Here is a 25,785-nt window from a genome sequence, read left to right on the forward strand (position 1 = left end):
TTTGCAAAGGTAGAAAAACAACACCGATTCTTTTGGCGTTAGAGCAAATAAAAAAAGCCTCCATGAGAAGCTTTAATCAAGATTGTATGGGCAAAGGGTTTATTTTTCTAATGATAAAACAAGCATCCAAGCATCTTTGTTGTGCGATTGTTTAATGGATTGTAATGCAGTTTGAGCTTCTTCAATCGAAGGATAACTACCGTAAAGAACAGGATGTAAACCGTATTTGTTTGGAGCAATTTTTTTAGCATTATAACCTAAATCTTTTAATGATTGCAAGGCTCTTTCTGCATTTCTTACTTCTTTAAAAGCTCCGGCTACAATATGATAATTAAAAGAATTATTGTTCTCTTCTTCCACATTCATAGTAACAGAAGGAATCGGACTTTCGATAAAAAAAGTCGCTTGTTGAATTTTATCCTCTACTTTTTGTTGAACATTTTTTTCAACTAATAATGTTTCAGTCGCAATCTTCTTTTCATACCATTGATTGCCAAAATAACCGGTCATTCCGAAACCAATCGCAAAAATGGCCGCATATTTCATCCAAGAATTAGATTTGCTTCTTTTTTCAGGTGTAAATTGAATTGGAGCCTTTTCTTCTAATTGTTCCACTTCTTTTTTAAATGTTTCACGTTTAATTTGTGGAGAAACAAAAGAGGTAAGACCAAAAGAATGCGTAGAATAATTCAAACTGTCTGCCGGTTCAAAAACCAAACTACTTTCACTATTTAAAGAAAGTTTTCCAATGTTTTTAAGTAAAATAGATTCACTTTTTTGAATGGTATATTTCCAAGAAGTTACTTCTTCTTCAATCAAAGAAATCGCTTTTTCATACTCAATTTTCTCAGCAAGAGCGATATGATTAGCCAAAAGACCGTCATTATTCTTTAAATGAAAATTAAAAGAAATAACTTTCTTTGGGGGATAAAACGTGTTCGTGTCTTCAGAAAGACTTGCCGAACGGTTTTCAGTTAAAAACGCACCAAAACCAGGAACCGTAACACACTGGTATCTATATAATAATTGGGATATATATTGCTCAATTCTCATAGCAACAAAGAAAAAATATTCAACCGCCGAATCAAAATTTTATCCACAAATTTTATTAACAATTTCAGTCAAAATGATAACTATTTCGGGCTCATTGAATTAGATTTCTTACATAGTTTCACAAATGGTAGCAAAAGCATTTTTTGAGTAATTTTTTTGTCAAAAATTTTTAAGAAATATAAAAAAGATGTTTCTTTGAAATTCAATTATACGCCATGACAAAATCTGAATTATTTTATACGCTTGCGTTACTACAAGTAGAAGGAGTGGGTGACATTGTTGCCAAAAAACTCATCAACCACTGCGGCTCAGCAGAAAAGGTTTTTCAATCTAAAAAAAATAAATTAGCTTCTATTGATGGAGTTGGCGAAGTTTTGATTATAAAACTGAAAGATACATCTGTTTTTAAATTAGCCGAAGAAGAAATTAAATTTATTGATAATGAAAATATTGATTTTTGTTCTTTTTTAGATGAAGATTATCCTGAAAGATTAAAACAATGCATCGATGGACCAACGGTTGTATTTTCTTCTGGTGAGATTGATTTAAAATCCAAACGAACAATTAGTATTGTTGGAACTAGACAAATCACGAGTTACGGAATTGACTTTTGCAAAAAACTAATCGAAGATTTATCACCGTTAAATCCTGTAATCATTAGCGGTTTTGCCTATGGAGTGGATATTATAGCTCACCAAACAGCAATGGAGAATGACTTGCAAACAATTGGTGTGTTGGCTCACGGTTTAAATCAAATTTATCCCAAAACGCACAAAAAGTTTATTTCCAAGATGGAGAAAAACGGCGGTTTTTTAACCGAATTTTGGAGTTCTTCTAATCCCGACAAAGAAAATTTTGTCAAGCGAAACCGCATTGTTGCCGGAATTTCTGAAGCTACGATTGTGATTGAAAGTGCAGACAGAGGAGGTTCACTCATTACTGCAACGATGGCAAGCGATTATAACCGCGATGTGTTTGCTGTTCCGGGAAGAACAACAGACAAATATAGTTTGGGTTGTAATAATTTGATTAAAACCCAACGGGCTCATTTGCTCACTTCGGCAGCCGATTTGATTTATATTTTAAATTGGGAATTGGATTCAAAACCCACCAAATCTGTTCAAAAACAATTGTTTGTTTCGTTGGATGAAGAAGAGCAAAAAGTCTATGATTACCTTTTGAAAAAAGGAAAGGAATTGATGGATATAATCGCATTGGAATGTGATTTTCCAATCTTTAAAATATCCGGAATTTTGTTGAACATGGAACTAAAAGGAGTCGTTCGTCCGTTGCCCGGAAAATTGTTTGAAGCGATTTGATTATTGCAATTTTTCCCAAACCACTTCATATTTGGCATATTGCCCGTTTTCGATGGCTTCGATAATGTAAATTTTAGGAAAAAGTTGGTTGATATCTTTTTTAAATTCCGATTCTTCTTCTTTGGAAATCATTTCGTCTAACGTAATCATTTTATAATTAGCTACGGCCGAACCATCCACCGTTTCAAAATGATTTTTTTTGAATTCAAAAACAAAAATATTTCTACACAAAATAAACCGAGTGATGTTGATTTTTCGATGCCTTTTTTGCGAATAATCCAGTTTAATTTTTTTAACCGGAGCTATTCTTCTGACTGGAAATTGACAAGTAGCCGTTTCATTTTGGTTGAATAAAATATACACTGGTTCTTGCTTCTGACTAAATCCGAATGCGAAAAATAAGAGAACAAAAACCGTTATATACTTCTTCATCTTATAAAAATCCTAATTTGTTACGCACACGCTTCAAAACACCATCGGCAATTTTTCCTGCTTTGGTGGCTCCTTCCGCTAAAGCTTTATCCACTTCCGCTAAGTTTGTCATATAATAATGATATTTTTCTCTTTCTGTTTTAAAACGCTCCAAAACCAATTCAAACAACGCTTGTTTAGCATGACCGTAGCCATAATTTCCGGCCAAATAATTCGCTGTCATTTGCTGAACTTCTTCTGCGGAAGCAACTAATTTATAAATAGCAAAAACCTTGCAAGTTTTCGGATCTTTAGGTTCTTCAAGCGGTTTACTATCGGTTTCAATCGACATAATTTGTTTGCGTAAAGCCTTGTCATCCAAAAAGATATTGATAATGTTTCCTCTGGATTTACTCATTTTATTTCCGTCAGTTCCCGGAATATACATGGTTTCTTCCTGGATTTTTGCTTCGGGAAGCACAAACGTTTCGCCCATTTGATGATTAAATCGAGATGCAACATCTCTTGTAATTTCCAAATGTTGCAATTGGTCTTTTCCTACCGGAACTACTTCGGCATCATACAACAAAATATCGGCAGCCATCAACATCGGATACGAAAAAAGACCTGCGTTCACATCTTCCAAATGATCGGCTTTGTCTTTAAATGAATGAGCTAATGTCAATCGTTGAAACGGAAAGAAACAACTCAAATACCACGACAATTCTGCCGTTTGAGGCACATCGCTTTGACGGTAAAAAATTACTTTAGTGATGTCTAATCCGCAAGCAAGCCAAGTAGCCGCCACACTGTAGGTGTTTTCACGAAGGCTTTCGCCGTCTTTAATTTGTGTCACGGAGTGCAAATCGGCAATAAACAAAAATGATTCGTTTTCCGGTTTGTTTGCCATTTCAATCGCAGGCAAAATCGCTCCTAATAAATTTCCTAAATGGGGTGTTCCGGTGGCTTGAATTCCGGTTAATATTTTTGACATAGTATACTTTTTCGAAAGATACAAAGTTCGCAAAGTTGTGAAAGTTTGCAACCTTAATTATTCTTTTTTTTAAATTAGTTTACAAAGTTAACTTTATGATTTTAAAATCCCAATCCTTTCCTTACATTTGGCTTCATGAAAATTTTTAAACTACTTTTTTGGATTCTTTGGCGGGTATGGTTTTATATCCTGATGGGTTCGATCATCATTATACTTTTTCCATTATTAATTATTTCTATTTTGAAAGAAGAATGGTATCCGCTCTTTTTCAGATTAGCACAACTTTGGTCCAGAGGGATTTTGTTTGGGATGGGTTTTTACACTAAAATTGAACGCGAACAGAAGTTTAAAAAAGGCGAAAGTTACATGTTGATTGCCAACCACACTTCGATGACGGATATTATGCTGATGCTCGTTATTGCCAAAAATCCTTTTGTTTTTGTTGGAAAAAAGGAACTTTCTAAAATTCCGTTATTTGGATTTTTCTATAAACGAACTTGTATTTTAGTTGATCGAGATAGTCCGAAAAGTAGATTGGCCGTTTTTGAAAGAGCCCAAAAAAGATTAAATCAAGGGTTAAGTATCTGTATATTTCCGGAAGGATTAGTGCCGGATGATGAATCAATTGTGTTGGCCGATTTTAAAGATGGTGCGTTCCGATTGGCGATTGAACATCAAATACCGATTGTTCCAATTACGTTTTACGACAATAAAAAGCGATTTTCCTATACTTTTTTCAGTGGAAGTCCGGGCTTGATGCGAGCCAAAGTCCACGAATTTATTCCCACTGCCGGATTTACTGTGGATGACAAAAAAGCCATCCGCGATAAAGCATGGGATGTGATTTACAAAGAATTAACCAAAGAAAACAATTAAATTTTTAACCATATAAGTCATATAAGTTTGAAAAATGTTTAAACTTATATGACTTATATGATAAATTAATTATCCATTTTTTCGGTATTAAAACTTCTCATCATGTTGCGACAAATCTAAACCAATTAATTCAGATTCTTCCGAAACACGAAGCGGTATAATAAAATTGGTGACTTTATAAAGTAACATAGATCCAAAGAAAGTAAACGCAGCTACTAAAACTAACGCAATCATATGGTGACTAAAAACACCCCAGCCACCGTGAAGCAAACTCGCATTTTCACCTTGTGCAAATATAGCGGTTAAAATCATTCCCATAATTCCACCTACACCATGACAAGCAAAAACATCTAAGGTGTCATCAACTGATTTGAGTCTTTTCCAATACAACATTTTGTTGGAAACGATTGCGGCAATAAATCCAAAAAAGATACTTTGCGGAATAGTTACAAATCCGGCAGCAGGTGTAATCGCAACCAACCCAACAACAGCACCAATACAAGCTCCCATGGCTGAAACTTTTCTACCATTTAATCGGTCAAAGAAAATCCAAGTCAGCATAGCCGATGCCGAAGCTACTGTTGTGGTTGCAAAAGCCATCGCCGCTGTTGCGTTGGCTGCCAAAGCAGAACCGGCATTAAATCCGAACCAGCCAAACCAAAGCATTCCGGTTCCAAGTAACACAAACGGAATGTTGGTTGGGATATGATCGCTGTTTTTTCGTTTTCCTAATACTAAAACACCGGCCAATGCGGCAAAACCTGCACTCATGTGAACTACGGTTCCGCCCGCAAAATCTTTCACACCAAAATAGCTGCCTAATAAGCCACTCGGATGCCAAACCATGTGACAAAGTGGAGTATAAATGAATAAAGTGAATAAACAAATGAATAATAAATAGGAAATAAACCTAACTCTCTCCGCAAAAGAACCGGTGATAATGGCCGGAGTAATCACGGCAAATTTCATTTGAAACAAAGCAAAAAGGATGAATGGAATGGTAGAAGCCATTTTTGCATGAGGTAAAACACCTACTTGATCCATAAATGCGAATTGAAACGGATTTCCGATTAGGCCGTAATGTGTTCCGTTAATTGTAAAACCGTATGAATCGCCAAAAGCCAAACTAAATCCCACAATTACCCATAGTAGGGAAACTACACCTAAACAGATGAAACTTTGTAACATGGTGGAAATCACATTTTTTTTGCCCACCATGCCGCCATAAAAAAATGAAAGACCGGGTGTCATCAATAAAACTAAGCATGAGGAAGTGAGCAGCCAAGCCACATCGGCTGTGACAATTGTATCGGCTGAATTAAAAATGGCTGATTCAGTGGCGGCGGGAGTACTTTCCCAAAACAATCCACTAATGGCAGCGATGCTGATTAAGACAAAAGAAATTATCCAACGTTTTTCTATTTTCATAACTAACCCTATTTTTATAGGGGTAAAAATAATAAAAAAGTTAAATAATAAAACTTATACCCTTAAAAAATTAAGGTATTTGTTTAAAAATATAAAAAATAATAATTTTAGTTTACTTAAACCTACTGCCGGAATTTTCATTATCTATGTCTTGACGATGATCAGGATATGATTTTCTGCGAAAAGACCGTCTGAAAAAACGGGTAAAAAATGGAGTACTTTTTTTCTCGGACGGAATGGTATTATCTACCGTGAAAATCCAAAATAAGATGCCAAATATTACCACTAAAATAACGGCTAATACAAACCACCAAGCGGCAGGATAATCTTCTAAAAATTGAAATGTTTCCATAATAGTATATTTTTAAGTCCAATTATAAAATTAAGTTGTTTTTTGTAAAAATGCTTTATACAATTTAACAGAAGTGTTACATTATTCTCATGTTTTGATTTTGAATGGTTTAATTTGAGAGATGAAATCAATAGATTTGTTAATTAGATGAGTAACGAAATTTTCCATTCATTTTTTAATTAAATTCGCTTGTATCTTTTCCAATAAAATCATGAACAAACAACTTTTATCGCAAGTCTACAAACACCCACTCATCAATCAGGAAGAACTCGACAGATTAATTAAATCACACTATAAAGTAACGTTTAAAAAAGGAGATGTTATTCTTAAAAAAGGTGAAATTTCCCAAGGATATTTGTTAATCGAAAAGGGTTTGATGCGGTCATTCGCCCTTGATTATATTGGAAATGATATTACGACCGACTTTTATTCAAAACATGAAATTGTAATAGAAGTTTTGTCCCTGTTTCAACGTATTCCGAGTCAGGAAACCATTCATGCTCTAACAGATTGCGAATGTTGGATGCTTGATTTTGCTATTTTTCAAGAACTGTATCATTCCATTCCCGGTTTTTCAGAATGGGGACGACTTTGGATGACCAACCGACTCTTTCATTTTAAACAACGGTCGGTGGAAATGGTCACCATTTCTGCCAAAGACCGCTATTTACAATTAATTAAAGAGAAACCGGAAGTAGTTTTGCAATCACCTTTAAAATATATCGCCAGTTATTTGGGAATAACCGATACTTCCTTCAGCAGAATCCGAAAAGAAATTAGCTAGTTTTTTTCTTGTCATAAGGCAAGTTTCTTCTAAAAGTTACTTCTTATATTTGTTATTCAACCTTTTAAACAAATAAATAATGAATACAAATGTAATCTGTTGGTTTGAGATTTATGTGGATAATCTTGAACGTGCAAAAAAATTCTATGCATCGGTTTTGGGAACATCTTTTCATGATATGGACTCTCCGGATGGTAGCGAAGATTTTAAAATGTCCTGCTTTTCTTCTTCTGAAAACCAAGGAGTCAGTGGTGCTTTGGTCCAAATGAAAGAAGCCCGAACCAATAATCCTGCGAACACTTCCACTATTGTTTATTTTCCTTGTGAAGATTGTAGTGTAGAAGAAAGTCGTGTTGAAAAAGCAGGTGGAACAGTGCACTGTCCTAAAATGTCAATTGGCGAACACGGTTTTATCAGTTTGTGTATTGATTCTGAAAACAATACGTTCGGATTGTATTCCATGCAATAATCAATTGTTTACCATGAAAATAGTAAAATTAGTTTTATTCACGTTATTCGGATTGATGTTTATCAATGCCGGTTTAGACAAATTTTTACACTACATGCCCGTTCCACCGTTGGAACCCGAAGTAGTGAAAGCAGGCGAAGCCTTCATGACAATCACATGGTTAATGCCACTCGTAGGAGCTGTGGAACTTCTTGCAGGACTATTATTCATTTTCCCAAAAACACGTTTTTTGGGAGCTTTAATGATTTTTCCGGTGATGGTGGGAATCATGCTTCATAATGCCGTTTATATGCCTTCGGGCTTAGCAATTGCAGGCGTTTTTTTCCTCATCAATCTTTGGGTATTTTATGAAAATAAAGAGAAGATAAAAGGAATTGTTATTTAAATCACTTTATTTTTCAATAGTAAACCACATAGATACATAGTAAAAGAAGGTTTCATAGACCAATTCTTGGTTCGCATAGCTATGATTTACTATAATAAGAGAATCGTCTTTTCATTTTTCTAATCCTATGTTTCTATGTGGCAAAAAAAGTATAAACAAAATATATAATCATGCTGTTAAATCCCTATCTAAATTTCGACGGAAATGCCGAAGAAGCTTTCCGATTTTATCAAACCGTTTTTGGTGGAGAATTATTTCTTTCTAAAATGAGTGAAGCTCCCGGAACAGAAAATTTACCCGAAAACGAAAAAAACAGAGCCATGCACGTAGCACTTCCCATCGGGAAAGGACAACATTTGATGGCTTCCGATTGCTTGCCAAGTGCCGGACACGTGCTCAAAGTTGGTAATAACAACTATATTTCCATTACACCAGATAGTCGTGAAGAAGCCGACCGCTTGTTCAACGGATTATCTGCCGGCGGAAAAGTAGAAATGCCAATGGACGACATGTTTTGGGGTGATTATTTTGGTTCTTTTGTTGATAAATTTGGCGTATGTTGGATGATTAATTTCACCACTCGACCAGCATAAATGAACATAAAAAGTCTAGCACAAGCCTTTTCAAATGGAGAATTTCAATCCATTTTTCCGTATCTTGACAACGATATTGTTTGGCAAGTGGTGGGTGAAAGTGAATTTCTCGGAAAAGAAGCCGTGATGCAGCAGTGTTTGCAAGTGAAAGCCTATTTCAATTCGTTAACCACCCATTTTGAAACAATCAATTGTCTTGTAGACGGAAATAAAGTTGCCATCAACGGAACAGCGGCGTTTCACATCAATCAAAAACCGAAAACGTTTGTTTGGGCTTGTGACTTATACGAATTTAATGAAGAAAATCAATTGCAAAGAATTACATCGTATTGCATTACAAAAAAATAAAAACATGAAACTCATCATCCAAGCTAAAATTCAAATTCAGAAACCCATTGAAACGGTTTTCGAAAACATCGTTAATCCGGATAAAATGATCAATTATTTTATCGGAAGCAGTTCCGGAAGAATGGAAGAAAACGCAGAACTCATTTGGACATTCCCTGAATTTGAAGAAAAATGCCCATTAACTGTTACCGAAGTTATTCCGAATAGTAAAATAGCATTTGTTTGGGATCCCGAAACGGTGGTAACCATTCAATTAACCGAACAAAAAGATAAAAGTACTTTAGTTCACGTAACCGAAGACGGTAAAGAAAACACCGAAAAAGGCATCAAATGGTTTGGCGGAAACACCGAAGGCTGGGCTAATTTTTTAGCGTGTTTGAAAGCTTTTTCAGAATATGATATTAATTTAAGAAAAGGAGCTTTCGACTTTCTAAAAATCCAATAATCAAACAATCGAACAATCGAACAATCTAACATGGAATCTATCAAACATTACATCGCCCAACTTCCCACCGAAACCGACCAAGCCATTGGCCAACAGCTCGCAGAATTAATTGATGCTCATTTGTCATTTACCGAAAGAAAAATCTGGCATGCTCATCCTGTTTGGTTTATCGATGGAAATCCGATTGTGGGTTTCAGCAAACAAAAAGCCGGCATCCGATTGATGTTTTGGAGTGGTGCCGATTTTGAAGAAGAAGAGTTGAAAGCCAGAGGAGTGAAATTCAAAGATGCATCCATTTTTTATAATTCGGTTTCAGAAATTAATTCAGATGATGTGAAACGGTGGCTTCAAAAGTCAGAAACAATTCAGTGGGATTATAAGAATTTAATTAAAAGGAAAGGGGTTTTGGAACGTCTAAAATAAACAGAAAGATGAAAGCAATACAAATCACGATTGATGTTGCAGTAACTCAATCACCTGAAATCGTTTGGGATCATTATACCAACCCAAAACACATTGTCAATTGGAATTTTGCTTCCGAGGATTGGCATTGTCCAAAAGCAGAAAACAACCCAATTGTGGGCGGAACCTATTTTTCCCGAATGGAAGCCAAAGACGGCAGTTTTGGTTTCGATTTTAAAGCGGTGTACGAGGAGGTAATTCCAAATGAAAAATTGGTTTATACCTTAGAAGATGGACGAAAAGTGACGACATTATTTGAAAAAACAGGCAACACAACCAACGTTATCACCGTTTTTGAAGCAGAAAATCAAAACCCGGTTGACATGCAAAAAGCAGGTTGGCAAGCGATTTTAAATAATTTCAAAAGTTATGTTGAGGGAAATAAAAGTTAACTTTAACAAAACCTAACTTCAAAACAGTAAAAGTATAAATCCGTTTAATCCGTGGCAAAAAACCAAGGAGTGTAACGACTTAATAAATCAAAAACGAAATGAAAAAACTAAACTATTCAACAGAAATTAAAGCTCCGGCAGCAAAAGTGTATACCACCATGATTGCCAAACCTACGTATGAGCAATGGACTGACGCATTCAATCCAGGGTCAACGTATGAAGGTAGTTGGAACAAAGGCGATAAAATTTATTTCATCGGATTTGGTGAAGATGGAAAAAAAGGCGGTATGGTTTCCCGAATTGCCGAAAACATCCCAAATCAATTTATCTCCATTCACCATTTAGGTATCTTGGATGGCGACAAAGAAATCCTCGATGGGCCCGAAGTCGAAGGTTGGGGCGATGCATTAGAAAATTATTCTTTTTCTGAAAACAATGGCATAACGACTGTGTCCGTTGAAATGGATACGAAAGAAGATTATGTAGATTATTTTAATGAAACGTGGCCAAAAGCTTTGAACATTTTAAAAAAACTTAGTGAGTAAAGAGGCTGAGTTACTGAGTTACTGAGAAGTTTTGCGAATTTCTCAGCAACTCAGCCCCTCAGCCCTCACCCAAAAATTTTTCCCTTCCCAAAGCAACCTTTTTATCATTTTTTCATCTTACCTTTATAACCTAACCAGCTGTAAACCAATGATAAAAAAACTACTTCCGCATTTTTTGATTTTAACTTTTTTTTCAGTCAACGCACAGACGGTAGAATGGGTAAAAACTCCTTCCTCCACAGTTAATAATTTTTCTACCTCCGGATATATTTCAACCACAGACCCAATGGCGAATGTTTATTTTGCAGGGTTTAAAGACAATCCGGTTCCGTACACCGAAATGTTCGGGAATTTATTCTACCAAAAATACTCGCAATCAGGCGAACTCTTGTTTTCTAAAACCATTACCGCAACTGCCGTGATGCATCAGCTAACGAATGATGCGGAAGGAAATATTCTAATGGCAATTGAGCATTTAGATGAACTGATTTACGAAGGTTTTTCCATTCCAAATACAACCGAATTGCCACAAAACATTCTACTCAAAGTAAACCCTTCGGGAGAATTGCTTTGGCACAAAGTGTTGTCTACACCTGAAGCAATTGTAAATACATTTAAGGCGATTGAGGTGGATGCGTTAGGCAATATTTATTTAGGTTATGACAATTTTTTTTATTGCTATATTGAGAAACTAAGTCCGAACGGTGATCCGTTGCTGTTAATTACACAAGAAAATGTAAATCGTTTAACGTCATTAGCAGTGGATAGTGCCGGAAATATTTATGCATCGGGATCGTGTGCTAATATAGGTTCAATTTATGCCGGAATAGAGCAACCGACCAGTTTTGATTATAGTGTTTATTTGGTGAAATATTCGCCGGCAGGTGTTTTTCAATGGATTAAATATGCCGAAGACATTACGTGCTCTTCCTCCATGGTAAAAGTGATGGGAACAGATAGCGTTTATTGGGCAGCAGAAACATTTATTCCGCTACAATTGGATGGATTTACGACAGAAGGCCCTTCTGCCGGCGGAATTGATTTTTTTCTAGCCAAATTAAATGCAAATGGTGACTATTTGTGGGTAAGAGAAGTTCCGGGTAACGGTTCGGTGGAATTAGGTAAAAAGAACTTTTTAGCGGTAGATGGTGTAGGAGGAATTTATCTTTCGGGCACTATTTCCGGCGGAATAACCCAGTGGAATGATCAAGTCACCACTAATACAACCACTTTTAACAACCACGAAGCTGTTTTGCTTCATTACTTAGATAACGGACTTCTCCTTTTTGCGTTTACAGCAGGCGGAGAAGCAATTGATTCTGCCAACAGTGTCACCACAGATGTAAACGGAGATATTTACCTAACCGGAATGCTTCAAGGAAACGCCTCGCTTGGTTGGTATAACCACTCCAACAACGACGAGTTTGGACTTTCTCCTTTTTTGGCTAGAATTTCTCCCGTAACCTTGTCGTTACCGCAACCGGAAAAGAATACTATTGTAGTTTACCCCAATCCGGTGACGAACTTACTCACGGTGCAAACCTCTGAAACGATTGTGAATCTAACGGTTTATTCGTTGAATGGCCAACGGATGCAACTTCCTCAAAATGGAGACCAACTTGATTTTAGTGGGGTGGCTACTGGTGTGTATGTGGTGGAGGTTGTGATGGAAGATGGGGTTGAGAGGGTGAAGGTGGTGAGGTAATGTGGCAATTGGGTAATGTGGCAATGTGTCAATTGGGTCTATTTGACATAATGTTTTTCATACACTACTCATGCACTATCCCTACTTCGGATAGGGGGATGGTATGGAGGAAATAGCTCTGTGCTTCGTCGTGAAATAACTTAACCTTTTGTATCTCTATACGTAGCACATTTTGTAGTTGTTGCATCTTTTTTTTAGTTTCTTTCTTCTGATTGCATGAAGTTGTTTTACAACTTGGCAGTTTGGTTGTTGCTTTTTTCTTTTTCTTCTTTGATTTTCTTTTAGTTTTTGATTCACTAGGGTGTAAAACACCACTCATTTACCGGATTCATCGATTGTAATTTTTTACTGTGCTGTTTTTTCGACGCGAGGCTATACATTTTTGTTTGTCAGTCAGTTAACACGTTTTTGCAGGTACTAAATTCGGGAATTTGGGGTATTGGATTCTAGAATCCAGCACTACATCAGTTGCGTTGTTGGGGAGGTTGCCCTAGTTTTGCTCTGCATTCGACACAATTTAGCAGTGGTGCACTTCACCACAAAAAAATTGTAAAATGCAAAAGCCGTAGTTGATTTGGAGGAATAGTATTTTGCTATTTTTTATGACTTGATTATTCTACGCCATACAGACATTTGTTAGTTGGAAAAGGCTGCTCTTCGGAGTGGCTTTTTTTGATGTGGCAATGGGGTAATTAGACAATGGGGCAATGTGGCGATGAGGCAATGTGGCGATGAGGCAATTGGGCGATGAGGCAATGTGGCGATGAGGCAATTGGGCGATGTGGTGATGGGTTAATTGGGGCTGGGAAGTGGTGGACTGTTGTTTGATTAACGATAATTTGACTTACAAATGACATGTTTTATTTGCTTTCTCTGTGATCTAAAATCTGTCCTAATCTGTTTTATCCGTTCGATCTGTGGCTTTTTTTGGTTGTGGGCTGTTGGTAAAGCGGAATAGAGAGCACTTTTAGGGGTAATTCACCACGGATTGAACGGATGAAACAGATTTAGGCGGATAACAGACAACGGATAACAGACAACCGTTACCTCTTTTCTGCGGTGGTTTTGCATTGTTCTATAAAGGTTAGGCAATGGGTTTGGAGTGTTTCATAGTCTTGTTGTGCTATTTCGGTGAAGTCATTGGCATGCCATTGGTCAAGGTGGCTGGAGAGCAGTTTAAGGAGGGTTTTGTCTTTTTCGTTATGGCGAGGGAAAGCGGTGAGGCGGTGTGGCGAACAGAAGTCGCATAAGTCAAGCAAATAGGGCAGTGAAAAGTGATTGGGGCGGTAACCGAGTATTAAACGGATTAGGCCAAGGCAGGTGTGCATGACGCTTTGGTGTAACGTAAAGAGGTATACTTTATTACCTCTTTCCGAGCCGGCAGGAAGGGTTTCCAGCAATTTGGTAACGGTGGCTTGCCGTTGTTCCCAAAAACGTTGGGCGGTGGAAAGGTCGCGAATGGGGGTATCTGTGCAGGTGAGGTAAGGCGGTGTAGTAGGATGCTGGTACAGCACTTTGCCGTGATACAGGGCATTGTAAAAGAAATGCTGTTGGTCGCCCGGTTTTTGATTCAGGGCTGTTTTTTTGTGTAAAAGGATGGTGGCGGTGTGTTGACCGCCAAATTGGTTTTTTATGCTGTTGGCAAGTTGGGCAGCGGTGCCCGGCTCGATGCGGTTGACAATGATTAGGAGGTAATGGTGAGCAGTGGACGTGCGTTGTTTGGTGGTGTTGAGGATTGTTTGGCGAAGCGACTCCCGATGGGTGCGTTTTCCAAGGCTGTAAATACCTAAAGGCTCTACCGTTTGCACGATGTAGTGAATCACTTCTTCCAGCCTATGTTGTTGTTTAGGTTCTTTTGTGTTGATGAAGCGTTGGGCGAGTTGTGCCTCGCAACGGGTTTGGGTGGCATAGAAGAGGCGGTGTACTTCTTTGCGGAGGATTTCTTTTTTTTCTTCTACGATTTTTAGTTGTGCTGTGGTGATTTGAGGAGGAGCCGTATTGTGTGTAATGGTTCGGCGGGCTTGGTTTAAGAGGTCTAGCAATTCAACGTCGGATGGAATGGCGGGGTCAAAAATTTTGCCGGCGAGCGGAGTAAAGGCGTTGAGGTAGTTTTGCTGTTCTGCTAAGTCGTTGCTGTTAAACCACTCGCCGATTAAAAAACTGGAGGCGGTGACGAACAGCCATTTGATGTTTTGGTGGGCGTTGTAGGCAGCCATCAGGGTGTTGTTCCCAGCCATGTAGTGCTTAAAATCGAGCCCGACTAAAAAGGCTGATTGGTTATCGACTTCAAAACGTCGTTCGCTGCTTTTTAGGAAGCGTTTGGTTTTAAGTTTGCTGATGTAGTGGAGTTCTTTGGTGTTTCCGCTACTGTAGATGAGGTGTTGTTGTTGGCAGTGCATCACAAAAAAGGGATTGCCGTCTTGCAGTTCTTCTTTGATCCATGAGTTGCCAAAAAGCCGAAAGGCAAATTGGGGGAAGCCTGCATACAATCGTTGAAAGTAGGTAGCCAGTTCATCCCAATCGAACGGGCTATCCTCGCTGATGATGGTGAGGAACACGCCTGCGGTGGTGCAGTCTTCAAGATGAGGTGAAAAGTAGATGGAATCTACCGGTGTAAAAAGGAGCATCTGTTCGATGGCTTTTTCCAGTGCTGCTTGGTGGGGGTGGTTGTGGCAGTGTAGATGGGATGGGTTCATAATTTTGCTTTTTAGGGTGAAACAATCGCTAAAATTTGTATTTTTGTGAGAACGCTACCGCAAGTTCGCCACAGTTTTTGCCGTAGCCAACCAGTGGAAGTAGTAGTTTACCAGCCACGTGTAGTACTTTACCAAACCCTTTTTGATTTTTATTTTAGTATTTTTGAACCATGAACACAGCAGAAAAAACAGGACATATCGGGCGAAAAATCAGCAAGATTCGCGAATTACGCGGCATGAAACAAGAAGCACTGGCCCAAGCTTTAGGCATTAGCCAGCAATCGGTGAGTGTGATTGAAAACAGCGAAGAGGTAGAGCAAGCGATGTTAGAACGGATTGCCACTGCGTTGGAAGTGAGTGTGGAAGGGATTAAACGATTTACTGAGGAAGCTGTCTTTAATTACTTTAATACATTTAACGAATCTGACTTTAGCCATAGTAATGGTGCTTTTGGAAGTAGTAATACATATAATTTTAATCCAATAGAAAAACTAATTGAAGCCTACGAAGAAAACAAAAAATTGTATGAACGCTTATTGGAAGCGGAAAAAGAGAAAGTAACTTTGTTAGAGCAATTGAAAAAATAAAAGGAAGGATAGTGAGAGCTATCCTTTTTTATTGGGCTAAATAGTAGTGGATAAAGTCGTCTTCTGTTTCTTGTTCCGAATCGAATTTAATTACAAATTGCGAAAGAAGAAAGTCAACTTTCTGCTCAATTGCTTCTTTACTTTGCAGTTCTTTTAAAAATTCAAATTGAGGGTTTTCTTCGGTAAAATCTTCGTTGAAGTAGAGGAGAATGTCAGCTTTGAATGTATCGGAATAGGATTCGTTGGATTGGTGAAGGTAACTTTCGAGGTGTTGGATTTTTTGGAGGAGGGTCATATTATTACTGGTTTTCTGATAATAAAGTTGTTATAAATACTTCTGTTCTCGTTTCAAAATCTTCAATTCTGAAATCTTCACCGCAGCAATCACAGTGGTAATAAATTACCGTTTTGTTCGGGAAATATAAATCTCCTTTCACAACAATTTCTTCCCAATCATCTTCAGGACAGTTGCATTTTTTGTGTGGAATCATAAAGAGTTTCAGTGTTTATAAAATTAGTAAAGTTTATCATATTTTTATTTTGCTACGTCAATTTTTCTTTTAAATTTGTAACCATTGTATAAGGTTAAACAATTTGGTTATGGATGAGCTATTTACACTTTCTGAGGCTTCTGAATACATTAGTAAAAGTAAAGAAACATTACGAAGATGGGACAACGAAGGTAAATTACTAGCGGTTCGAGAACCCATGAGCAATTATCGCTTATATAAAAAATCAGATTTAGATAATTTGTTTGGAGGCTTTATTGATGTAAAAGTCAAAGAAACAGTTTCCAATTATGTTGAACCTATTCACACGTATTCAGTCATTGAACTTTTTGCAGGGGCAGGCGGTTTGGCAGTAGGTATGGAAAAAGCTGGATTAAAATGTGTGGCTTTGAATGATGTGGATAAATGGGCTTGTCAAACACTACGAAACAATCGACCAAACTGGAATGTTTTGGAAGGTGATATCAAACAATTTGATTTTACAGAATACAAAGATAAAGTAGATGTGGTTACGGGTGGTTTTCCTTGCCAAGCGTTTAGTTATGCTGGTAAAAAACTTGGACTAAATGATGCAAGAGGAACACTTTTTTATGAATTTGCTAGAGTAGTGAAAGAAGTAAATCCACCTATTTGCATTGGTGAAAATGTACGTGGTTTGTTGAGCCATGAAAACGGCAAAACACTGCAAGGGATGATTTCCATTTTGGATGAAATTGGATATAATGTAGTGCCGGTTCAAGTGTTAAAAGCGATTCACTATAATGTGCCTCAAAAGCGGGAGCGTTTGATTTTGGTGGGTGTTCGAAAAGATATTGACCTACAATATGACTATCCAAAACCATATAAACGCATTTACAATTTAAGCGATGCTCTGAAAAAAGGTGATTTGTTTAGCTCAGATGTTCCAAAGTCGGAAGGTTCTAAATATCCTAAAAGTAAAGTTGAGGTATTGGATTTAGTTCCACCAAAAGGTTACTGGCGTGATTTGCCACTCGATATTCAAAAAGAATTTATGGGTGGTAGTTTTCATTTAGGCGGTGGAAAGACGGGTATTGCTCGCCGAATTGGTTGGGATGAACCGTGTTTAACCTTAACCTGTAGCCCAGCACAAAAACAAACGGAACGTTGCCACCCAGAAGAAACTAGACCTTTTACCGTTCGCGAATATGCACGAATTCAAACCTTTCCTGATGATTGGCAATTTGCAGGTTCTATTGCTCAGCAATACAAACAAATTGGGAATGCGGTTCCGGTGAATTTAGGTAAAGAGGTGGGGTATTCGATTGTGAAGTTTTTGAATGAGTATTATCAAGAAAAAACCAAGTAACCTTATTTATACTTGGCTTGGATTTCAATGGCTAGTTTTTGAATTGTGTTTTCTACAACTTGGCTCGCATCTACTTCCAAAGCCACTTCTCCAAGTGCATCAATTAACTCAAAGTAAAAGTTTTTTTCACCTGTTAGACGATGCCAAAAATCTTGACCAATAAGAACTGGGTAATGTTCACTGATTCTTTTATAATGCGAACTTAATTCTGCTGTTTCGCCATAGACAACACCTACAATCATGTCGTCTAATTCAATCTTTAACTTATTAGTTCTTGCAAGATATCTTACTCCGTTGAAATGATCTATAATTGTTTTAACATCATCATGATTAATCGTGTTTGGGCCTGCTTTTAATTGACAGTATTTTTTACGACCATCTACCTCATCAATAAATTCAATATCGATTCCTTGTGTGGTTGAGCCTAATCCTTGAAATAATGTGCTAATTAGACTCTGTATTTTCATTCCAAAAGAGGTATTGATGGAAGAACCTAATATCCTTGGTAATACCAAAGCACGAGCAATGCTTTCAGCATCATCATTACCTGTTAAAAAATTGGCTAAGTATTTAAAAAGAAATGGATTGACATTGTATTCAGACAGTTTACTTGCTCTTGCACACGCACCTTCAATATGGTTTTGTACTATTTCATTTCTGAAAAAAGTTTTTGCATTTACAATGATTTGATCTCTTTGTTTTTTGTTCATTTGGGTTACTAAATTTTAAATATTTATAAATATAAAACACCCGCTCTGTTAATGTGACTCCCCAGTTTCACCTGTATATCAGCTAATAATTGTTGTCTTAATTTAAAATCAGCAATTCTTTTCTTTGAAATTGCGTTTAGAACAGAATGTAAATATCTAAAATCAAAAACTAATAAATAATCAATTCCTCCATAATTAATTATAGCATCAGAAATATAATTAAAAGCATTTCCTCTCTCAATCGGATATTTTTTGTTTATTAGTAAACCAGGTAAAATTCTACAACAAGGCATTTTTTGCTGAGCATAATCACAAATTGGGGAAATATTTAGTTCTATTTTTAATGAGTTTTGTATAATTTCACTACGCATACCTCTATTCTCTTCTCTTAGAATTGAATTGACAATATTGTTATAATTTGTTTTTAAGGCTGCTTGTTTTAATTTCACTTTATCGATTTCCTTTACAGCTTTTTCACTTGCGTTAGCAATAATTTTTTCTCTACTTTCTTCAGGAATTTTAATGTTATCTTTGACTTTTTTCAGATTAAGTTCTATTAATTCTAGTTGATTTTGCATTTCATTTTCTATAAAAAAAAATGTTCCTGGTATATCACCAGAAAAAGAATCTTCGGATATTAGTAATTTTTTATTAATTAGAGTAGTAAAACTGTCATCACCATTTGAAGATATAACATTCATAAATTCCTCTTCTTTACCATATAAAGATTTATTAATATTATTTTCTAAAGTATCTATAAAAGTATGATTTAGGGTATAGAAAGAATTTTTAATTTTATCAATTTCACTTAATTGAGTTATTTCTTTACCACCATAAGCATTAGCTAATTTATATAGTAAATACTTTGCTGAATCATCCCAATTTTTATCTTTATCAATAAAATTTATAAAGTTATTTATCAATTCACCTGAAGAATTGTTGACAATATTTTCCCAAAATGAAAAAACTTTTAGTACTTCAAAATCTTCAGCATTTTGATGAATATTATCGATGATAAAAGCTATTGGATCTTCTTGTGTCTTTGCTTTTACTTTGTCTAAACTAATGGTTAATATTGGTTTATATTTGCTTAATCTATCTTCAAAAGCAACTTTTATTGCATTGCCGTATTTGTCTTCTTTTGTACTCCAATAAACAAGTATATAATTACTGTTAGGTTCTAAAACTTTTGTAAGTCTTGCACTAATTGCTGATATAATATTTTCTTCTTTAGCACTGTTGTCATTGACAAGTAGTAAATCTAAAAAAACTAGTCTAACATTTTCAATTTGTGTGTCAGGTAAATCAGATCCATCTTCTTCATAAAAATAAAAATAAGGTATTTTTTGTTTACTTAACGCAGTTAATAATGCTTTTACTTCTTCATATTTATCATCAAAAACTACAACTTTTCCATTAGTTGGTAGAACCATATTTTTCTTTTTTTGTTAAATAGTCTTTCTGTTTAATCTTAATACAACTACAGCTCCGTGTTCGAAATCTTCATCTAAATCATATTCTCCAACTTCAGGAAATAGAATTTGACCATTTTGAATTTTCATTACTTCACTAACAATATGCAGACCTAATCCCATTCCAACAGTTTTGTCGCTTACAAAGGGTTTGGTAAGTTGATAGGTAGGTAATCCAAAACCAAAACCATTATCTGCAATTAAAATATCAATGTGATTTTTATTATTGTATAGGTCTATTAAAATTTTCTTTTCAAATTTTGTATTACTTACATCAATTTTTTTTCTTTTCCTTTCTAACCAATAAATAGAGTTGTCAATTATATTAACTATTGCACCAAGCATTAGTCTTTTACTACATACAATCTTTTCATTTAATTTATTTTGATAATTTTTGATTATGTGAATATCATGTGCTTTAAGTCTATATTCAACATTAAATAATGCACCGTTAATTAATTTTACAGAGTCTTCCTCTTGGTTTTTTGCTTGTCTAAATAAATCACTATAATTTTCAATTAACTCATCTAGATGTTTAACTAAATTTAATATGTTTTCGGGAACGGATTCTTCTTTAACTAAATAATTTAATTCAGCTATAACTTTTTGTACTTCATGTATACCAACGCCCATTGTTAATCCAACACCTGCACTACTTAAAAGAACTTCATTAATATGATTGTAATCTTCTTCAATTTTTACAAGATGTTTTGTAATCTCAATTTTTACTGACTCTGGCTGAACTTTTGAATCAACCAAATCTCTTAACTTTCCTAAACTACTGATAACGGGCTCTTGTTTTTCTGTTGGATTAAATTTTCTTCTTATAGAGTCTTTATCATCTTTTCTAAGAGTTTCAATTATATTTAAAGTGTATAATATTGCAGTACAAAAATCATTAAATGCTTCATTTTCTATAAATCCTTCTCTGTTTGTCTTTTCAATTAAAGCAGAGCTTTTTTCTTCATTTAAATCAATTACACTAAGTATAATATTATTACTGACTCTTTTTGCGGGAATATTTACTCTTCTCATATCTAAGTTTAACCAGTCATTCCCTTTTTCTCCATATTCGTTAATTCTTATATTATTCCTATAAACCCTAATTCCTCCCTGTTCATCAAGATACTCTTTTAATAATGCAACACCTTGATGATTGCTTAAATCAAGAGTTAATTTATCTCTGTCAAAAATATATCCTTCAAAACTTATTGAACCTATGGATTTTGGATTTTCATTATCACCATAGTTTTTTGATAAATTTAAAATAGTTTCTTTCTTTTTTCCATTAATTTTTTCTTCATAAACTAAAGTTGATCTATCGCTAATATAGTCATCTTCTTCAGTTAATTTTCTTTCTTTTATTCCTGTTAAACTATCCCATGGAGTAAATTCGTATAAAAATTTTTTGATTTCATGTCCTTCAATTTCACATTTAAAATGCCACAATGCAAACTTTTGCACATCCTCCCATTTTGGCATTTTTTCAAGAGCTTTAGAGTCATCAGTTTCTAGTTCTACTTTAAACTTTCCTGTTTTGTGAAAAGGTGAATTTAAAGTAAAAACTGATTTGTATAATTCACGAATCATTCTTTTATCCCATTCACTTCTTAAACCAGAAACAACTATCTTTGTTCCGGTTTTATTTCCTTTAAAATATTCCGGATTTGTTCTTTCAAAAACATCAAATTTCGCATCTTTTAAATATTTGTTTTTTGCAAATTCATCCCAATCTATTTTTACAACAACTTCATTTTTATCTTTTCTTTTTGATACTAATTCGATCTTAGTTCCTAATTTATGAACTCCAAATCGTCCAATTCCTTTTTCTCCAATTGGCAATCTATTGTATTTTGGGGTTCTAACTTTCTTTCTAAATAAATTTTCTTTGTAATCGCTTCCGGGTTCTAACCAAACATTTTCGATTATTTCTATATCCATTCCTTCTCCTTCGTCCAAAATTTCAATATATCCGTTTTTTTTATCACCTACATTTCTTAATTTAACTTTTGCCCAACGAGAATCAGCATCATAAGAATTTTTGATTAATTCTAACAATGCGATATTTTCATTCTTAATTAACTTGTCGCCAAGCTGAAGCAATAGTCTTGCTCTGGGTTGAAAAAAATTCTTTTGCGATTTTAAATCCATTATAGTAATTCTTTCATTTTTTTAGCAATTGCATTAGCCATCAAAGGCGGTACTGCATTACCGATTTGTTTAAATGCTGCTGAACGAGAACCTTCAAAATAAAAATCATCTGGGAAGGATTGTAACCTTGCTGCTTCTCGAACAGAAATAGAACGACATTGTTTAATGTCAGGATGAATATAGTGGTGACCATCTTTTGCAATATGAGCCACTACGGTATGAGCCACTCCTGTTCCGTCAACGACTTTATATCGATCAATAAAAGAGCTTTGATTTTTATGTGATTTAAGTTCTTCTGGTAAATCTGGGTATTTCAATCGCTCTTTTCCTTTATTCCATTTTTGAATAGCGGTTTTATAGATAGCTAAATCTCTTGGATTGTGAGGTCTTGAAATGTGTTGGGTTACAAAATCAACACCATTTCGAAGTTCAAAATGTTGTAAATATTCGTTTTTATTTTCAGTGTAATTAACTTTTTTGAATCCTTCACCGGGCTTTAAAACTGGTAAATCAGCAAAAGCATCATTCACCGTAAATTGTTTTACAATCTTTTCAAATTCTGGAAATCCAAAATCTTTTTCTTTTTTCCAACCAACAATTATAATTCGCTTGCGTGCTTGAACTACTCCGAAATCGGCGGCGTTAAGTGTATCGTGATAAACTTCATAACCAATTCTTCGGAAGTAAGCTTTAAGATTTTTAAAATGCTGACCTTTGTTTGCACTTAACATTCCGGGGACATTTTCAAAGACAAATGCTCTTGGTTTAAAATGGTTTAAAAAACGACCGTATTGAATATATAATTTATTTCTTGGATCATTTTCAATGTCTTCCTGATGTCTTCCCAACAAAGAATACGCCTGACAAGGTGGACCGCCAATTATTAAATCAATTTTTTTGTTAGACGTTTTTATTTTTTTAAAAATATCTTCAATCGTATCATCATTAATCTCAATATTCAGAACACTATCAACAATTTCATTTGGTATTTCATTAAAGAACATTTCTTTCGAAATTTCTCCTTTGATATACTGATAATATAAATCAAGATTATTGTTGGATTTTAAATAATGATAGGCTGCTCTTGTCTTTATAGTTTGACAAGCTTCAGGGTTCATTTCAATGTGTGCAACAGGATTAAATCCAGCATTTACAAAACCTTCAGACATTCCAGATGCTCCTGCGAACAGGTCAATGAAGTTAAGTTCGTTAGCCATAAAAAAACATTATTAACAAAAGTATATATAAAAATCTTATAATATACAAAAAAAGCGTGTGCACGGTTAATTTTTTCTTAATAATAAACCAACTCAAAATAATTCTCTAAAGCAATTTGAAACAATTTCGTTTCAATTTTAATGAGTTCTTCTTTGAAATCCCAACCTTCAATGTACGCTTCATCTTCTGTTGAGATTGGGTATCCATGAAGTTTACGACTTAAAAGATTGCACATTGAAACATCATCACAACTGTAGTAAAGCGGGTAATATTTTTCAATAAAATCCCAGTATTCTGCGGATGAATATTTCAATAGTGGTTTCATGGTTTTTGATTTTTATCAAAATTATCAATTATTAATTTAATGAACAGCATACAATAGTATGCCACAGTAAATATTTTGCAATATTCGTAAATACAATTCGCTATTCCATTTTGGAATAATTGTGTTTTTGTAATGAGATTCCTCCTGCGTCGGAATGACAAGATGGTGGTGAGATTCCTCCTTCGTCGGAATGACAAGATAGTGTAGAGATTCCTCCTGCGAATGAATGAGAAGATTGCTCAATTTGAGTGCGATCAGATTGTGAAAATATGCATCTAACTTGCTTTGGTTTTCATTTTTTACAAAAAATAAAAACCTTAAAATAAATTTAAAACCGCACCAACCTCTTTTCCTTTTGTGTAAGTTTACGGAAGAAACCTTACAAATTAAATATGAACTATACCTTTACTTTGTTATGCTTGGTGTTGAGTAGCTGTTTTTGGTCGTGTACAAACCTTTCCGCTCAAGTGCTCAAAGGCAAAATTGTTGATGCTCAAACGCAAGAGCCCATTGGGTATGCTTCGGTGCAACTTTCACCCAATTATGGGGTCATTACCAATCAGGAAGGGGATTTTTCACTCCTGCAAAAGGATTTTCCGCCAGAAGCGTTGGTGCATATTACGCATATCGGGTACCAGGAAATACATATCGCCATCAAAGACTTGATTCGCCAACCGGTGATTGCTCTCGAACCTTCTGCGTTGTTGCTGAAAGAAGTCGTGTTGGGTCCCACCTTAACCGCTTCGCAAATTCTACAAAAGTATGTGGAGAACAGTAGTAAAAACCATGCAGTGTCCGGTGTTCGGGTGCGGTATTTCAGCCGAACCAAAGAAACATATCTGCCCAAACGGTTTGAAGTAGACCTTAAAAAAATCAGTTTTGCTAACAAAAAAGAACTGCAGGAAAAGATTGAGGCGTTTGAAAAAAAATTCAATAACAAAGAAATCACCGGCTTTACCGAAACCATTACCGATGTGTATCTCACACCAAAAGGTATGGTGACCAACCACCTGAAAGCACTGAAATTAATAGATGGCAACGGCTTGAACATGGATAATTTTCAGGATAAATTTTTTGAACATACTTTCAAGCAATTGGAATCACCTTATACCTATCGCATCAATTCGGGTATTATTCCGCTGGAAAAAAAGGCATCGATGAAGGAAATCAGCAGTGATGCCAATGCCGCCGACACACTGAAAAACAGTAACGGTTTTTATGCCTTGGGTTATGGTTTTATCGGCCAACGGGATTTTATCCGTAAGCAAGACAGTTACGAGTACACCCTTCAGGGTACGCAAACTGTAAACGGGATGTCGTGTTATCACCTCACGTTTCAACCTAGAAAGAACAAGGCCAAGTATGTGGGCGAACTTTTTATCAACACCGATGATTTTGGGTTGGTGTATTATACGTATGAACTGGCTCCTGAAAAAAGTGATTTTAAACTAAACCTCAAGTGGATGCTAGGTGTAAAATTTAATTCGTTTGACAATAAGATGGAAGTGCTGATGAAAAAAACACCGTCGGGCACGTATTATCCGCAATTTATAAAAAAGTACAATGCCAGTTATATCTATATCGATCGGAGTCTTTCATTTACAGAAAATCATCCGAAAAGGCGTGAACGCAAGAAAATGAAGCTTAACTTTTTGGTCGAAATGACCACGGGTGTTGCAGATGAAATTATCGCCGTTGAAACGGAGCCGCAAGAGGGAGAGGTGAAACCTTTTGAACCGGGCTATATTTTTTATGATGTGAAGCGGCAGTATGATCCGAAGTATTGGAGTGAATATACGATACTTGAGGCAACGGAGGCGGTGCGGAGTTTTAAGGGGGAGTAGCTTCCTTTTTTTTAACCGCAAAGAGCACAAAGGAGTTCGCAAAGGGCACAAGGACGCTTCACTTTTTTTAAATGGAACGCGGATTGAATGGATTTGCTATGCAAAACGCGGATTTTTGCGGATTTTGATAGCTTCGCTATTATGGATTGAAGCGGATTAAAAACTATTAGGTTAGTAGTGTTTTCAATGTCTCGTCTCTCCTCTCCTTTTTGTCTCGTCCGAAGGCGGATGGAGAGGGGTTGGGGGTGTGGATTCTAAATTTTTTAATGGAACGCGGATTTTTGTAGTTGACGTAGCTTAGCTATTTTTTTTCTCACAGAAATCACAGAAAACACAGAGGATTTTCAAGTCTCTTTTTTAAATTTAAGGCTGAAAGACTTTTGGA

Annotated in this window: 29 protein-coding genes; 15 read left to right on the forward strand and 14 right to left on the reverse strand. The window is 35.7% G+C overall.

The window, feature by feature from the left end; all coding sequences use genetic code 11:
* Positions 1-99: 99 nt before the first annotated feature.
* Positions 100-1,053 carry an SPOR domain-containing protein gene (locus B4N66_RS04735; RefSeq protein ID WP_291092732.1) on the reverse strand — a complete coding sequence of 318 codons (954 nt, stop codon included), beginning with the start codon at positions 1,051-1,053 and terminating at the stop codon, positions 100-102.
* A gap of 215 nt (positions 1,054-1,268) precedes the next feature.
* Here B4N66_RS04735 and dprA point away from each other — a divergent pair, with 215 nt between their 5' ends.
* Positions 1,269-2,372, forward strand: coding sequence for a DNA-processing protein DprA (gene dprA, locus B4N66_RS04740; RefSeq protein WP_291092734.1), 1,104 nt, complete (start codon positions 1,269-1,271; stop codon positions 2,370-2,372).
* Here the strand turns inward: dprA and B4N66_RS04745 are convergent, their stop codons facing one another.
* Together B4N66_RS04745 and trpS are read right to left on the reverse strand one after the other, a co-directional pair.
* Positions 2,373-2,804, reverse strand: coding sequence for a hypothetical protein (locus B4N66_RS04745; protein WP_291092736.1), 432 nt, complete (start codon positions 2,802-2,804; stop codon positions 2,373-2,375).
* Position 2,805: 1 nt separating this feature from the next.
* The gene (trpS, locus tag B4N66_RS04750; protein WP_291092738.1) at positions 2,806-3,777 is read right to left on the reverse strand and encodes a tryptophan--tRNA ligase; all 972 of its coding nucleotides are present in this window, start codon (positions 3,775-3,777) and stop codon (positions 2,806-2,808) included.
* 135 nt (positions 3,778-3,912) lie between these two features.
* Between trpS and B4N66_RS04755 the strand changes: the two genes are divergently transcribed.
* The gene (locus tag B4N66_RS04755) at positions 3,913-4,653 is read left to right on the forward strand and encodes a lysophospholipid acyltransferase family protein (RefSeq protein WP_291092740.1); all 741 of its coding nucleotides are present in this window, start codon (positions 3,913-3,915) and stop codon (positions 4,651-4,653) included.
* Positions 4,654-4,740: 87 nt separating this feature from the next.
* On the opposite strand, the gene B4N66_RS04760 is transcribed toward B4N66_RS04755, so the two are convergent.
* Both B4N66_RS04760 and B4N66_RS04765 read right to left on the reverse strand, forming a co-directional pair.
* Entirely contained in the window at positions 4,741-6,081 is a 1,341-nt protein-coding gene (locus tag B4N66_RS04760; RefSeq protein ID WP_291092741.1) for an ammonium transporter, read from the reverse strand.
* Positions 6,082-6,193: 112 nt separating this feature from the next.
* A complete protein-coding gene (locus tag B4N66_RS04765; RefSeq protein WP_291092742.1) occupies positions 6,194-6,433 on the reverse strand; it encodes a hypothetical protein in 240 nt (79 codons plus the stop codon).
* Between the two features lie 211 nt (positions 6,434-6,644).
* Between B4N66_RS04765 and B4N66_RS04770 the strand changes: the two genes are divergently transcribed.
* From B4N66_RS04770 to B4N66_RS04815, 10 genes are all read left to right on the forward strand, one after another.
* Positions 6,645-7,217 (forward strand): Crp/Fnr family transcriptional regulator, encoded by a 573-nt coding sequence (locus B4N66_RS04770; protein ID WP_291092744.1) that lies wholly within the window; start codon positions 6,645-6,647, stop codon positions 7,215-7,217.
* A gap of 79 nt (positions 7,218-7,296) precedes the next feature.
* A complete protein-coding gene (locus tag B4N66_RS04775) occupies positions 7,297-7,686 on the forward strand; it encodes a VOC family protein (RefSeq protein ID WP_248436485.1) in 390 nt (129 codons plus the stop codon).
* Positions 7,687-7,699: 13 nt separating this feature from the next.
* Entirely contained in the window at positions 7,700-8,071 is a 372-nt protein-coding gene (locus B4N66_RS04780; protein WP_291092745.1) for a DoxX family protein, read from the forward strand.
* Between the two features lie 170 nt (positions 8,072-8,241).
* A complete protein-coding gene (locus tag B4N66_RS04785) occupies positions 8,242-8,664 on the forward strand; it encodes a VOC family protein (RefSeq protein ID WP_291092746.1) in 423 nt (140 codons plus the stop codon).
* Entirely contained in the window at positions 8,665-9,012 is a 348-nt protein-coding gene (locus B4N66_RS04790; protein ID WP_291092747.1) for a nuclear transport factor 2 family protein, read from the forward strand. It begins immediately after the preceding gene.
* Between the two features lie 4 nt (positions 9,013-9,016).
* The gene (locus B4N66_RS04795; protein WP_291092748.1) at positions 9,017-9,457 is read left to right on the forward strand and encodes an SRPBCC domain-containing protein; all 441 of its coding nucleotides are present in this window, start codon (positions 9,017-9,019) and stop codon (positions 9,455-9,457) included.
* Between the two features lie 30 nt (positions 9,458-9,487).
* Complete coding sequence (locus B4N66_RS04800; protein WP_291092750.1) at positions 9,488-9,880, forward strand: DUF1801 domain-containing protein; 393 nt, start codon at positions 9,488-9,490, stop codon at positions 9,878-9,880.
* A gap of 8 nt (positions 9,881-9,888) precedes the next feature.
* Positions 9,889-10,311, forward strand: a complete 423-nt coding sequence (locus B4N66_RS04805; protein WP_291092751.1) for an SRPBCC family protein — start codon at positions 9,889-9,891, stop codon at positions 10,309-10,311.
* A 98-nt stretch (positions 10,312-10,409) separates the two neighbouring features.
* Entirely contained in the window at positions 10,410-10,856 is a 447-nt protein-coding gene (locus tag B4N66_RS04810) for an SRPBCC domain-containing protein (protein WP_248436489.1), read from the forward strand.
* Between the two features lie 148 nt (positions 10,857-11,004).
* On the forward strand, positions 11,005-12,561 hold the full coding sequence (locus tag B4N66_RS04815; protein WP_291092753.1) for a T9SS type A sorting domain-containing protein: 1,557 nt from the start codon (positions 11,005-11,007) through the stop codon (positions 12,559-12,561).
* A gap of 1,043 nt (positions 12,562-13,604) precedes the next feature.
* On the opposite strand, the gene B4N66_RS04820 is transcribed toward B4N66_RS04815, so the two are convergent.
* A complete protein-coding gene (locus tag B4N66_RS04820; RefSeq protein ID WP_291092754.1) occupies positions 13,605-15,257 on the reverse strand; it encodes a hypothetical protein in 1,653 nt (550 codons plus the stop codon).
* A gap of 170 nt (positions 15,258-15,427) precedes the next feature.
* Between B4N66_RS04820 and B4N66_RS04825 the strand changes: the two genes are divergently transcribed.
* Positions 15,428-15,844, forward strand: a complete 417-nt coding sequence (locus B4N66_RS04825) for a helix-turn-helix domain-containing protein (protein ID WP_291092755.1) — start codon at positions 15,428-15,430, stop codon at positions 15,842-15,844.
* 28 nt (positions 15,845-15,872) lie between these two features.
* Here the strand turns inward: B4N66_RS04825 and B4N66_RS04830 are convergent, their stop codons facing one another.
* A complete protein-coding gene (locus B4N66_RS04830) occupies positions 15,873-16,139 on the reverse strand; it encodes a hypothetical protein (RefSeq protein ID WP_291092756.1) in 267 nt (88 codons plus the stop codon).
* Positions 16,140-16,143: 4 nt separating this feature from the next.
* A complete protein-coding gene (locus B4N66_RS04835) occupies positions 16,144-16,335 on the reverse strand; it encodes a hypothetical protein (RefSeq protein WP_291092757.1) in 192 nt (63 codons plus the stop codon).
* A 109-nt stretch (positions 16,336-16,444) separates the two neighbouring features.
* Here B4N66_RS04835 and dcm point away from each other — a divergent pair, with 109 nt between their 5' ends.
* On the forward strand, positions 16,445-17,680 hold the full coding sequence (gene dcm, locus B4N66_RS04840; RefSeq protein WP_414654089.1) for a DNA (cytosine-5-)-methyltransferase: 1,236 nt from the start codon (positions 16,445-16,447) through the stop codon (positions 17,678-17,680).
* Between the two features lie 2 nt (positions 17,681-17,682).
* Here dcm and B4N66_RS04845 read toward each other — a convergent pair whose 3' ends face one another.
* The 6 genes from B4N66_RS04845 to B4N66_RS04870 all read right to left on the reverse strand — a co-directional run bounded on the left by B4N66_RS04845 (position 17,683) and on the right by B4N66_RS04870 (position 23,799).
* On the reverse strand, positions 17,683-18,390 hold the full coding sequence (locus tag B4N66_RS04845) for a PmeII family type II restriction endonuclease (RefSeq protein WP_291092760.1): 708 nt from the start codon (positions 18,388-18,390) through the stop codon (positions 17,683-17,685).
* 23 nt (positions 18,391-18,413) lie between these two features.
* Positions 18,414-19,823, reverse strand: coding sequence for a hypothetical protein (locus B4N66_RS04850; RefSeq protein ID WP_291092761.1), 1,410 nt, complete (start codon positions 19,821-19,823; stop codon positions 18,414-18,416).
* 15 nt (positions 19,824-19,838) lie between these two features.
* Positions 19,839-22,013: an ATP-binding protein gene (locus tag B4N66_RS04855; RefSeq protein ID WP_291092762.1), complete on the reverse strand. Its 2,175-nt coding sequence runs from the start codon at positions 22,011-22,013 to the stop codon at positions 19,839-19,841.
* On the reverse strand, positions 22,013-23,230 hold the full coding sequence (locus B4N66_RS04860; protein WP_291092763.1) for a DNA cytosine methyltransferase: 1,218 nt from the start codon (positions 23,228-23,230) through the stop codon (positions 22,013-22,015). Before B4N66_RS04860 ends, B4N66_RS04855 begins: the two co-directional genes overlap by 1 nt.
* A 77-nt stretch (positions 23,231-23,307) precedes the next feature.
* Positions 23,308-23,556, reverse strand: a complete 249-nt coding sequence (locus tag B4N66_RS04865) for a hypothetical protein (protein WP_291092764.1) — start codon at positions 23,554-23,556, stop codon at positions 23,308-23,310.
* Between the two features lie 36 nt (positions 23,557-23,592).
* The gene (locus B4N66_RS04870; RefSeq protein ID WP_291092765.1) at positions 23,593-23,799 is read right to left on the reverse strand and encodes a hypothetical protein; all 207 of its coding nucleotides are present in this window, start codon (positions 23,797-23,799) and stop codon (positions 23,593-23,595) included.
* A 149-nt stretch (positions 23,800-23,948) separates the two neighbouring features.
* Here B4N66_RS04870 and B4N66_RS04875 point away from each other — a divergent pair, with 149 nt between their 5' ends.
* Positions 23,949-25,400 (forward strand): carboxypeptidase-like regulatory domain-containing protein, encoded by a 1,452-nt coding sequence (locus B4N66_RS04875; protein WP_291092766.1) that lies wholly within the window; start codon positions 23,949-23,951, stop codon positions 25,398-25,400.
* The last annotated feature ends 385 nt before the right edge of the window (positions 25,401-25,785 follow it).

The organism is Flavobacterium sp. UBA2787 (assembly GCA_002352205.1).
GTDB lineage: Bacteria > Bacteroidota > Bacteroidia > Flavobacteriales > Flavobacteriaceae > Flavobacterium.